The following is a 12092-nucleotide window of genomic DNA, read 5'->3' on the forward strand; positions in this document are numbered from 1 at the left end:
CCCGGGGCGGTCATCGGCACGAAACAGATCGGCCAGGCCCAGAATAGGGTCGGCAGGGGCGGCGGTAATGTTCTCAAACATGACGAAGTTCCATTGTGGTTACGGAAGTGAAATCCGCTATCAGGTTAACGATAGTTCTACAAAATGCCAACCGTTTGCTACAAAAAGCGTGCGGCTTTTCAAAAGTCGCCATTTTTTGCTTTCAGGCATAAAAAAACAGGGCCGAAGCCCTGTTTTTTAGACATATAACAAAGTGGTGTACTGATTAGAACTGGTAAACGATACCTACACCCGCCTGGTCGTCGGTAGACAGGCCAGTTGCTTCGGTGTAGTTGTTGTCGTCCAGCAGGTTGAAGCGGTACGCAGCGTACACGTTCATGTTCTTGTTGAAGTAGTACCAGGTACCCACTTCTACGTATTTCACCAGGTCAGCATCGCCGCCGGAGAAACCGTTACGACCAGTCAGATCTTTACCTTTGGACTGTACGTAACCCACGGATGGACGCAGACCGAAGTCGAACTGGTACTGAACCACAGCTTCAACGTTCTGAGTCTTGTTCGCGAACTCGCCGTCGTTTTCACGGGTCATGTTCTGAGATTCGCCGTACATTACTGCTGCGTACAGGTTGTTTGCATCATATTTCAGGGAGGTTGCCCAGCCTTCAGCACGTTCGCCTTTATTGTCTGCACTCTGCGCAGTAGAGCGGTCAGAGTTAGAGTAGGCTGCGGTTACGTTGAAGCCTTCAGCGAAGTCATAGCCCAGAGAGTAGCTGCCGCCGTCGCCGTTCTGACGGCTGGTGGTGTGGCCAGACTCGTTTTTACCCTGATACTGCAGACCTACTGCCAGGCCGTCAACCAGACCGAAGAAGTCAGAGTTACGGTAGGTAGCCAGACCGGTGCTACGTGCGGTCATGAAGTTGTCGGTTGCCGCCAGGGAGTCACCGCCCCAGATAACGAACATATCGGTAGAAGCCAGCGCATCATAGAACACGCCGTAGTTACGACCGTAGTCGAATGAACCGTAGTCACCAGCTTTCAGGCCTGCGAATGCCAGACGGGTCTTGGTGCCCTGAGCGCCTTCCTGGGAAGAAGCGTCCATGTTGTATTCCCACTGACCGTAACCGGCCAGCTGGTCATTAATCTGAGTTTCACCTTTGAAGCCGATACGCGCATAGGTGGTATCACCGTTGTTGGTGTCACCGTTGGTGGTCCAGATGTGCTCACCTACAGCTTTACCGTAGAAGTCCAGCTTGTTAGCGTTTTTGTTATAGATTTCTGCTGCGTTAGCTGCACCGGCTGCCAGCAGGGCAGGGATAACCACTGCCAGGATATTGCGCTTCATCATTATTTATTACCCTCATTGGTTTTTTTATGACACTCGCCACTGCCGTCAATAAATTCTGTCAATAAATATTTCCGGAACTATTGATGAGAGTTTGGTGTCTTTATGTGTCTGACAGGCATCTTTCCATTCAAATAGCGGTTTCGCTAGCCTGAAAGTGCTACAAACATAAAGAATCAGTTACAATAAGGAAATATGTGTAACTAAATGTGAATTTTAAGGAACTTTGTGAGGCACCTCAAAGTTCAGAGTTGAATGGCTAAATTTAAAGCTTCACATATTCTATCTATATGAATTGCTTATCTTAATTTCAGATAATGACTTTTTTTATGATCCGAAGCATTAGCGAACAATTTTTCTTATTTCTGAAGATGGACGTCTGGATAGCCGGGAGTTTGTGCGAAAAATGTGCTAATGCTTAAGAAAGAGATTAGGCGCAATAAGAATAGGGTTTATTTTTTATTCAAAGATGTTTCATGGAAATAAAGCGTAACACTGTAGAGGATCTGGCGGGGTTGCGCTTTAAAGATGCTGACTTTCAACTGACACAAGTTGACACGGCAGGATAAAATAATGGCCAGCATAGCTGGCCATTGAGTATTACGGGATTAGAACGTTGCGCTGCGCGGAGTACGCGGGAAAGGAATAACATCACGCACGTTCTGAACACCGGTGACATAGGCAATCAGACGCTCAAAGCCGAGCCCGAAACCGGAGTGCGGCACGGTGCCATAGCGACGTAAATCGCGATACCACCAGTAGTCCTCTTTGTTGAGGCCCATTTCAGCCATACGCGCATCCAGCACATCCAGACGCTCTTCACGCTGAGAACCCCCGATGATTTCACCGATGCCCGGCGCCAGCACGTCCATCGCGGCAACGGTTTTGCCATCTTCGTTAAGGCGCATATAGAACGCCTTAATGTCTTTCGGATAGTTTTTAACTACTACTGGCGCCTTGAAGTGTTTCTCGGCCAGGTAACGTTCATGCTCGGAAGCCAGATCAACGCCCCAGTAAACCGGGTTCTCGAACTTCTCACCGCATTTCTCGAGGATCGCGACGGCATCGGTGTAATCCACCTGCGCAAAGTCAGCAGAGACGAAACGCTCCAGACGGGCAATCGCATCGCTGTCGACGCGCTCGGCGAAGAACTTCATGTCGTCTGCGCGCTCGGTGAGCACGGCCTTGAAGACATACTTCAGCATCGCTTCTGCCAGGCCCGCAACATCATTGAGATCGGCGAAGGCCACTTCTGGCTCCAGCATCCAGAATTCTGCCAGGTGGCGGCTGGTGTTGGAGTTTTCAGCACGGAAGGTCGGGCCGAAGGTGTAGATCTTAGACAGCGCACAGGCGTAAGTTTCGCCGTTCAGTTGGCCAGACACGGTCAGGAAGGCCTCTTTACCAAAGAAATCTTTGTCGTAATCCACTTTGCCTTCTGGCGTGCGCGGCAGGTTTTCCATATCCAGCGTGGAGACGCGGAACATCTCGCCTGCGCCTTCGGTATCAGAGGCGGTGATAAGCGGCGTGGAGACCCAGAAGAAACCCTGCTCGTCGAAGAAGCGGTGCAGCGCCTGTGCAAGCGTATGACGAACGCGGGCCACGGCACCAATCATGTTGGTACGCGGGCGCAGGTGAGCCACTTCGCGCAGATACTCGATGCTGTGGCGTTTTGCCGCCATCGGGTAGGTATCTGGATCTTCAACCCAGCCGGTCACTTCAATGGAGGTGGCCTGCAGTTCATAGCTCTGACCCTGGCCCTGAGAAGCCACGATTTTACCGGTGACGACAACGGAGCAACCCGTGGTCAGACGCAGCACTTCCTGATTGTAATTGGGCAGAGAATTATTAATTACGGCCTGTACAGGATCAAAGCAGGAACCGTCATAGACGGCGAGGAATGAAAAGCCAGCTTTTGAATCTCGGCGGGTACGCACCCATCCGCGCACGGTGACTTCGCTGTCAACGGCTACGCGGCCCTGGAGTACGTCGGCTACAGGCACAACGCTCATAATAGTCTCTCTATGTTGTCCAAAAATAAAATCTGTATCCCCCTAAACAGGGGGATATCTATGTTACCTGGCATCCGCCATCAGACAAGCAGATTTCGCAATCATAAGAGAAGAAATAGGAAATAAATAAGAGAAGGGAGCGCGGCAGGCTCCCCGAAGAGATTAGCTGGCGATTTTTACCTGAGGCAGGTCGAACGCTTTGCGCAGTGCCCGCACGAAGGCTTTGTCATGACAGATGGTTTTGCCCGGGCTGTCGGAGAGCTTCGCCACCGGCTTGCCGTTACATTCCACCAGTTTAATCACGATATTCAGCGGTTTTACCTGCGGAATATCGCAGGTCAGACGGGTGCCGATCCCAAAGGCCAGATTTACGCGCGAGGAGAAGTGTCGGTACAGGCCTACCGCTTTTGGCAGGTCGAGATTATCTGAGAAGACCAGCACTTTGCTCATCGGGTCGATGCCCAGCTTTTGATAATGGGCAATCGCTTTCTCACCCCACTCCAGCGGATCCCCGGAGTCATGGCGCAGCCCCTGATAGGCGTTGGCGAACTCAGGCCCGAAATCACGCAGGAAGGCATCCATGGTAATGCAGTCGGTTAAGGCGATGCCGAGCTGCGCCGGATACTCTGTAAGCCAGGCGGCCAGCGCCGCACGCTGGCTGGTCGCCAGCTCCGGACTGATCTGCTGATGCGCCTGGAACCACTCGTGCGCCTGGGTGCCCATTGGGGTCAGGTTCAGACGGCGGGCCAGATCGTAATTGCTGGTGCCGACAAACCACGGCTCCTGCTGCAAACGCTCGACAATGGCCTGCTGCACCTCGCGGGAGAAACGGCGACGGGTGCCAAAATCCATCAGACGGAAACGCGACATATCCAGCGAGTCGGTCAGCCGGGCAAAATCAACCAGCTTCTGTTCCAGCGTCGTCAGAGCCAGTTCAACGCTCGCCTCCGGTGAACGGAAGCGGTGCACCAGCTCGCTGATCACCGCCAGCAGGGGCACTTCCCACATGATCACTTCCCGCCACGGACCTTCAAGGCGAATATGCAGCTTGCCATTATCGTTGCTGATGTTGACCTGTTTCGGGTCGTAGCGGAAATTGCGCAGCCACTGAAGGTAATCTTCTTTAAAGAAGGGCAGGCTGGAAAGCCACTGGAATTCATCATCCTGCAGACGAAGATGCTGCATTGCGTCGACTTGCTCACGGATGGCGTCAGCATAGATCCCCAGCAAATCGTCACCACGGCAGCGGAATTCAGCCGCGACCTGTACGTCGTGGTATTGGTGGAAAACGGCTTGCTGCATATGCAGTTTGTACGCGTCGGTATCCAGCAGCGTATGCAGAACAGGAGAAGCGAATTGAGTCATAGGTGCGCAGTAGCATCCTCTCACGGGAGCGTTTAGTACAATAAACGACTAATGAAACCGCTGGAGTATACCTTGTTTAGCGATTTATTGAACCCCGATCACACCATAAGCCTGGTTCAGGGTCGAGAGCATTTCGTGCCGCGTGTTATAAAAATGTAGCAAATAGAGTGTTTGTGACTGAAAAGATGAACATTCTGCATAGCGCGATTTAGACAACAGGAATAGACTGGTTCGTTATTCGACAAACGATGCAAAAGGTTTTCTATGACACAACAGCCTCAAGCCAAATACCGCCACGACTACCGTGCGCCGGATTACCTGATTAGCGATATCGATCTGACTTTTGACCTGGATGCCACAAAAACCGTTGTGACGGCGGTAAGCCAGGTGACGCGTCACAACGCCACGGCGGTGCCGCTGCGTCTTGACGGCGAAGACCTGACCTTAGTGTCGGTTCATGTAAATGACACCCCATGGACCGACTATAAAGAAGAAGATAACCAGCTGGTGCTGGATAACCTGCCGGAACGTTTTGCGTTACGCATCGTTAACGAGATTAGCCCGGCGTCTAACACCGCACTGGAGGGGTTATACCAGTCGGGCGTGGCGCTCTGCACCCAGTGTGAAGCCGAAGGTTTCCGTCACATCACCTGGTATCTCGACCGCCCGGATGTACTGGCCCGCTTTACCACCAAAATTATCGCCGATAAAGCCACCTATCCGTTCCTGCTCTCCAACGGTAACCGCGTAGGCGAGGGCGAGCTGGAAAATGGCCGACACTGGGTGCAGTGGCAGGATCCGTTCCCGAAACCGTGCTACCTGTTTGCGCTGGTGGCGGGTGATTTTGACGTTCTGCGCGACACCTTCACCACCCGTTCAGGCCGTGAAGTGGCGCTGGAGCTGTTTGTCGATCGCGGTAACCTCGACCGCGCCCCGTGGGCGATGACCTCGCTTATCAACTCCATGAAGTGGGATGAAGAGCGTTTCGGTCTCGAGTATGACCTCGACATCTATATGATCGTCGCCGTCGACTTCTTCAATATGGGCGCGATGGAGAACAAGGGTCTTAACGTCTTTAACTCCAAATATGTGCTGGCGCGTACCGATACCGCCACCGATAAAGACTACCTCGATATCGAGCGCGTCATCGGCCACGAGTATTTCCATAACTGGACCGGCAACCGCGTCACCTGCCGTGACTGGTTCCAGCTGAGCCTGAAAGAGGGCTTAACCGTCTTCCGCGATCAGGAGTTCAGCTCCGATCTCGGCTCGCGGGCGGTGAACCGCATCAATAACGTGCGCACCATGCGCGGCCTGCAGTTTGCCGAAGACGCCAGCCCAATGGCGCACCCGATCCGCCCGGATAAAGTGATTGAGATGAACAACTTCTACACCCTGACGGTGTATGAAAAGGGTTCTGAAATTATTCGTATGATCCACACCCTTCTGGGCGAAGAGAATTTCCAGAAAGGGATGCAGCTCTATTTCGAACGCCATGACGGCAGCGCCGCCACCTGCGACGATTTCGTTCAGGCGATGGAAGATGCCTCTAACATCGATCTCTCTCACTTCCGCCGCTGGTACAGCCAGGCCGGTACGCCGATCGTGACCGTTAAAGACGACTACAACCCGGAAACCGAGCAGTACACCCTGACCATCAGCCAGCGCACGCCGCCGACCGCCGAGCAGGAAGAGAAGTTCCCGCTGCATATTCCGTTCGCCATTGAGCTGTACGATAACGAAGGCAAGGTGATCCCGCTGCAAAAAGGCGGCCATCCGGTGCATAACGTATTGAACGTGACTCAGGCCGAGCAGACCTTCATCTTTGATAACGTCTATTTCCAGCCGGTACCTGCGCTGCTGTGCGAATTCTCCGCGCCAGTTAAGCTGGAGTACAAGTGGAGCGATCAGCAGCTGACCTTCCTGATGCGTCATGCACGCAATGACTTCTCCCGCTGGGATGCGGCGCAGAGCCTGCTGGCGACCTATATCAAGCTGAACGTCAATCGTCATCAGCAGGGGCAGCCGCTGTCGGTACCGGCGCATGTTGCCGACGCCTTCCGCGCCATTCTGTTAGATGAGAAGATCGATCCGGCGCTGGCGGCTGAAATCCTTACCCTGCCGTCGGTAAACGAAATCGCCGAGCTGTTTGAGATTATCGATCCGATCGCTATCGCGACGGTGCGTGAGGCCCTGACCCGTACCCTGGCAACCGAGCTGGCGGATGAGTTCCTGGCGGTCTACAACCACCATAAACTGGACGCCTATCGGGTTGAGCATGCCGATATTGGCAAGCGCTCACTGCGTAACACCTGTCTGCGCTATCTGGCATTTGGGGAGACGGCGCTCGCCGACGAACTGGTCAGCAAGCAGTATCACACGGCCGACAACATGACCGATGCGCTGGCTGCGCTGGCTGCCAGCGTTGCCGCAGAGCTGCCGTGCCGTGATGCCCTGATGCAGGAGTATGACGACAAATGGCACCAGGATGGTCTGGTGATGGACAAGTGGTTCATCCTGCAGTCCACCAGCCCGGCGGCGGATGTGGTGAACAAGGTGCGCAGCCTGCTCAATCACCGCTCGTTCACTCTGAGCAACCCGAACCGCGTCCGTTCCCTGATTGGCGCCTTTGCCAGCAGCAACCCGGCCGCCTTCCATGCGGAAGATGGCAGCGGATACCAGTTTATGGTGGAGATGCTGACCGAACTCAACAGCCGTAACCCGCAGGTAGCGTCGCGTCTGATTGAGCCGCTGATCCGTCTGAAACGCTACGATGAGAAGCGTCAGGCGAAGATGCGTGCCGCGCTGGAGCAGCTGAAAGGGCTGGAGAACCTCTCCGGCGATCTCTACGAGAAGATCAGCAAGGCGCTGGCCTGACAGAAAGCCGGGTCCGGCCTGGGTTCTGTTTTGTAGGCCGGGTAAGGCGAAGCCGCCACCCGGCAGTGCTGTGCGGCCTGATGCCCGGTGGCGCTACGCTTACCGGGCCTACGGTTACCCTCCCTCTCCCTGTGGGAGAGGGTCAGGGTGAGGGCATCAGGCATTAGCCGTAATCAACTGCCGCTCCGTTACCCCACGCTTCATCACCCGATCCAGGACCTCCGCTTCCAGCTCCGCCAGCCGTGCCGAACCCACCCGGCGAGGGCGAGGAAGGTCAATCGTCAGATCCAGCCCAATCTTGCCCTCCTCAATGAGCAGTACCCGATCCGCCATGGCCACGGCTTCGCTCACATCGTGGGTCACCAACAGCACCGTAAAGCCGTGCTCCTGCCATAACGAGACGATAAGATCCTGCATCTCAATCCGCGTCAGGGCGTCCAGCGCCCCCAGCGGCTCATCCAGCAGCAACAGCCCCGGGCGATGGATCAGCGCTCTGGCCAGCGCCACGCGCTGTTTCTGTCCCCCTGACAGGGCGGCAGGCCACTCCCCGGCGCGATTGTCCAGCCCGACGGCGGCCAGCGCCTGTAATGCCTGCGCTTTCCAGTCGCCTTTCAGCCCCAGCCCCACGTTATCGATTACCGGTTTCCACGGCAGCAGTCGGGCATCCTGGAACATCATCCGGGTATCGTCCTGGATCTCCGCCAGCGGGGTGTTCCCGGCCAGCAGTTCGCCGCTGTTTGGCGCTTCCAGCCGGGCAAAAGGGAGCGGGGGGGTGTTTTGCCACCCGCCGCTGCGGCCCACCACCGCCACGAATTGCCCGGCGGGAATATGCAGCTCCAGTTCGTTCAGAATGGTGTTTTCGCCGTAGCGTTTGGTCACGCCATTGAGCAACAGCGGCGTACCCTGGTTTAAGCGAGCTGTATTCATGCGTGTGCCTCCTTTATCGCGTAGGCCGGATTCCAGCGCAGCCAGCGGCGTTCCAGCCACTGGGCGCTGACATCCGCCAGTTTGCCGAGCAGGGCGTAGAGAACAATGGCCACCACGACCACATCGGTCTGCAGGAATTCGCGGGCGTTCATCGCCAGGTAGCCGATACCCGAGTTGGCGGAGATGGTTTCCGCCACAATTAACGTCAGCCACATCAGACCGAGGGCGAAGCGCACGCCTACCATAATGGAGGGGAGGGCGCCCGGCAGGATAACGTGGATAAACAGGGCGAAGCCGGACAAACCGTAGCTGCGCGCCATCTCCACCAGCCCGCGATCGATATTACGGATGCCGTGCCAGGTGTTGATATAGACCGGGAAGAGCGTGCCGAGGGCGACGAGAAAAATCTTCGCCGTCTCATCGATGCCAAACCAGAGGATCACCAGCGGGATCAGCGCCAGATGTGGCACGTTGCGCAGCATCTGGATCGAGGTGTCCAGCAGACGCTCACCCCAGCGGGAGAGACCGCTGATCAGCCCCAGCGTCAGGCCAAACGACCCGCCGATGGAAAAACCAATCACCGCGCGCCAGGCGCTGATCGCCAGATGCTGCCACAGCTCGCCGCTGGCGCTCAGCGACCAGAACGCCTCCACAACGCCCTCCGGCGACGGCAGGATGCGGCTGGAGAGCCAGCCCACGGAGGAGGCCAGTTGCCAGATAAGCACAATGCCTGCGGGAAGCAGCCAGGGTGCAATGCGCAGCAGCCATTTTCGGGAAGAATGAGCCATGCGTTCTCCTTAGCTCTGGGCGACTTTACGCGGAATAAATTCGTTGGCCACCGCTTCGCCCTGCTGCAACAGCTGCTGCGGCTGCGGGATCTCCGGAATGGCGACATCCAGATGCGGGAACAGCAGTTCGCCCACCTTGTACGCCTCCTCCAGATGCGGATAACCGGAGAGAATAAAGCTGTCGATACCGAGGTCAGCGTACTCATTAATGCGCGCCGCCACGGTCGGACCATCCCCCACTAAGGCGGTACCTGCGCCGCCGCGCACCAGGCCGACGCCCGCCCACAGGTTCGGGCTGATCTCCAGATTCTCTCTTTTACCGTTGTGCAGGGAGGCCATTCGGTGTTGCCCCACGGAGTCGGTGCGGGCAAAGGCGGCCTGCGCTTTGGCAATGGTGTCATCGTCCAGATGCGAAATCAGGCGATCGGCGGCCTGCCACGCCTCTTCAGTGGTTTCGCGCACAATCACATGCAGACGAATACCGAAGCGGACTTTACGACCCCGCGCCGCGGCTTTGGCGCGCACCTGTTCGATTTTCTCTTTTACCAGCGCCGGCGGCTCGCCCCAGGTGAGGTAGAGATCCACCTGCTCGGCGGCCAGATCCTGGGCAACGTCCGATGAACCGCCAAAATAGAGCGGTGGACGCGGCTGCTGGATCGGCGGGAAGTAGAGTTTCGCGTCACGCACATGGATATGCTTGCCCTCGAAGGTGACGTTCTCCCCCTCCAGCAGACGACGCCAGACGTGAGTGAATTCAGAGGAGGCTTCGTACCGCGCGGTGTGATCCAAAAAGACGCCATCTCCCGCCAGCTCCTGCGGATCGCTGCCGGTCACCAGGTTAAACAGGGCGCGGCCATTCGACAGACGGTCGAGGGTCGCGGCCTGGCGTGCGGCTACCGTCGGGGAGGTCACGCTGGGACGCAGGGCCACCAGAAACTTCAGGCGTTGGGTCACCGGGATCATCGACGCCGCCACCAGCCACGCATCCTCGCAGGAACGACCTGTCGGGATCAGCACCCCGGTAAAACCAATCCGATCGGCGGCCTGGGCGATCTGCTGGAGATAAGCATGATCCACCGGGCGTGCGCCCTCGTCGGTGCCAAGGTAATGACCGTCGCCATGGGTAGGTAAAAACCAGAACAGATTCAGACTCATGATTTATCTCCTTTCGAGGCAGTGGGCTGCCAGATGCGGTCGCGAATAACGATTTTTTTCGGTACCAGATGGTTGTCGTAAAACAGGTCGGCGGTTTGCTGCTGTAACACGGCGATTTTCGCATCCACCGGTTTGATGACGGTTGGCGGGCGATGGTCAAGGTAGGTAGCAATGACCGGCTCCGGCAGACCCATCGATTTTGCCAGCAGGGCGATACTGGCCTGGCGCTGGCTCTGGGTGAGGGCGTCCGCTTCGCTAAAGGTATCCAGCACGCCCTGAATAAAGGCACCGTTCTTCTCGGCATAGGGGCGTGCGGCAAGGTAGAAAGAGCCGGTCTGTTTAAGGGTTTCGCCATCTTTCAGTACTCTCACCCCCCCCTGCAGCAGCACCGCAGAGTAGTAAGGGTCCCAGATAGCCCAGGCATCGACACTCTTTTGCTGGAAGGCGGCGCGGGCATCCGACGGGGAGAGGTAGACCGGCTGAATATCCTTAAAGGTCAGGCCCGCCTGCTGGAGCGCGCGCAGTAAAAGGTTGTGGGAGCTGGAGCCTTTCTGGAAAGCCACTTTGTGGCCTTTCAGATCCGCCACGCTCTTAATCGGGCTATTTTCAGGCACCAGGATCACTTCGGCTTTCGGTTTTGGCGGCTCAACGCCGACGTAAAGCAGATCCGCGCCGGCGGCCTGGGCGAAAATTGGCGGGATATCGCCCGTGCTGCCGAGATCGATACTGCCTACGTTCAGCGCCTCCAGCATCTGCGGGCCGGCCGGGAACTCAACCCAGGAGAATTTGGTGTCCGGGTAGCGTTTTTCCAGCAGCTGATGGCTTTTCGCCAGCACCATACTGACGCTGCCTTTCTGATAGCCAATACGCAGATTGTCGGGTGCGGGCTCAGCGCCATGCGCCAGGGCGGAGAGAGCCATCAGACTTGCCAGACTCAGGCGTGCGAGGGATTTAAACATGGGCGACTCCTTTCTGAAGACCAAAGGCTGGAACCTGCACGTCGCGGCGATGCAGCGCCTGCCAGAAGGTCTCCAGCGCGCTGTCGAGGCGGGTTTGCAGGTTCGGGGTAAAGTGCGGCTTGTGCTGGTAATCGATGACCTGAGAATCATCGGCAAAGACGCCGTGCAGGATCTCCTGGGCTTTCAGGGCGTTGAGCACCGGTTTCAGGGCGTAATCCACCGCCAGCAGGTGGGCCACAGTGCCGCCCGTCGCCAGCGGCAGGACGACTTTGCCCTCTAACGCGCGCTCCGGCAGCAGATCCAGCAGGGTTTTCAGGGCACCGGAGAACGAGGCTTTATAGATCGGCGTGGCGACGATCAGCCCATCGGCCTCTTTTAACTGTTCATTCAGCGCCTTCAGCGCAGGGCTGTCGAAGCGGGCATAGAGCAGATCTTCCGGGGCAAAATTTTGTAGATTCCAGTGGAACACCTCCACATCCAGAGAGGTAAGCTGCTCCCGGGCGTACTCCAGCAGTGCGCTGGAGCGGGAAGGGAATCGCGGACTGCCGGCCAACGTAATGACGCGCATAGATGCTCCTTATAACCAATTATTCGCTTTTGTCTAACATTGATAACATTTGTTGGCAGTGTGGCACCGCTGGCTTATTCCGCTAAATGATTTATCCGCAAG

The 12092-nt window shown here is 56.6% G+C and carries 10 protein-coding genes; 1 reads left to right on the forward strand and 9 read right to left on the reverse strand.

What is annotated here, in order from left to right; genetic code table 11:
- The 4 genes from WFM46_RS10135 to pncB form a co-directional block, all read right to left on the reverse strand.
- A partial coding sequence (locus WFM46_RS10135; RefSeq protein WP_336997585.1) for a hypothetical protein occupies positions 1-81 on the reverse strand: 81 nt, incomplete at its 3' end.
- 184 nt (positions 82-265) lie between these two features.
- Positions 266-1345 (reverse strand): porin, encoded by a 1080-nt coding sequence (locus WFM46_RS10140; protein WP_159339197.1) that lies wholly within the window; start codon positions 1343-1345, stop codon positions 266-268.
- Between the two features lie 605 nt (positions 1346-1950).
- The gene (gene asnS, locus WFM46_RS10145; protein WP_103178939.1) at positions 1951-3351 is read right to left on the reverse strand and encodes an asparagine--tRNA ligase; all 1401 of its coding nucleotides are present in this window, start codon (positions 3349-3351) and stop codon (positions 1951-1953) included.
- 162 nt (positions 3352-3513) lie between these two features.
- On the reverse strand, positions 3514-4716 hold the full coding sequence (pncB, locus tag WFM46_RS10150; RefSeq protein ID WP_103178940.1) for a nicotinate phosphoribosyltransferase: 1203 nt from the start codon (positions 4714-4716) through the stop codon (positions 3514-3516).
- A 264-nt stretch (positions 4717-4980) separates the two neighbouring features.
- On the opposite strand from pncB, the gene pepN reads away from it, so the two are divergent.
- Entirely contained in the window at positions 4981-7593 is a 2613-nt protein-coding gene (gene pepN, locus WFM46_RS10155; RefSeq protein WP_336997572.1) for an aminopeptidase N, read from the forward strand.
- A 156-nt stretch (positions 7594-7749) separates the two neighbouring features.
- Here pepN and ssuB read toward each other — a convergent pair whose 3' ends face one another.
- The 5 genes from ssuB to ssuE are packed head-to-tail and all read right to left on the reverse strand — an operon-like array spanning position 7750 to position 11990.
- Positions 7750-8520 carry an aliphatic sulfonates ABC transporter ATP-binding protein gene (ssuB, locus tag WFM46_RS10160; RefSeq protein ID WP_336997573.1) on the reverse strand — a complete coding sequence of 257 codons (771 nt, stop codon included), beginning with the start codon at positions 8518-8520 and terminating at the stop codon, positions 7750-7752.
- Complete coding sequence (gene ssuC, locus WFM46_RS10165; RefSeq protein ID WP_336997574.1) at positions 8517-9308, reverse strand: aliphatic sulfonate ABC transporter permease SsuC; 792 nt, start codon at positions 9306-9308, stop codon at positions 8517-8519. Before ssuC ends, ssuB begins: the two co-directional genes overlap by 4 nt.
- A gap of 9 nt (positions 9309-9317) precedes the next feature.
- Positions 9318-10463 carry an FMNH2-dependent alkanesulfonate monooxygenase gene (gene ssuD, locus WFM46_RS10170; protein WP_336997575.1) on the reverse strand — a complete coding sequence of 382 codons (1146 nt, stop codon included), beginning with the start codon at positions 10461-10463 and terminating at the stop codon, positions 9318-9320.
- Entirely contained in the window at positions 10460-11422 is a 963-nt protein-coding gene (locus WFM46_RS10175) for a sulfonate ABC transporter substrate-binding protein (RefSeq protein ID WP_442913453.1), read from the reverse strand. Before WFM46_RS10175 ends, ssuD begins: the two co-directional genes overlap by 4 nt.
- Entirely contained in the window at positions 11415-11990 is a 576-nt protein-coding gene (gene ssuE, locus WFM46_RS10180) for an NADPH-dependent FMN reductase (RefSeq protein ID WP_103178946.1), read from the reverse strand. The genes WFM46_RS10175 and ssuE overlap by 8 nt, the downstream gene beginning before the upstream one ends.
- Positions 11991-12092 lie beyond the last annotated feature (102 nt).

It is taken from the genome of Leclercia sp. M50 (assembly GCF_037150775.1).
Lineage (GTDB): Bacteria > Pseudomonadota > Gammaproteobacteria > Enterobacterales > Enterobacteriaceae > Enterobacter.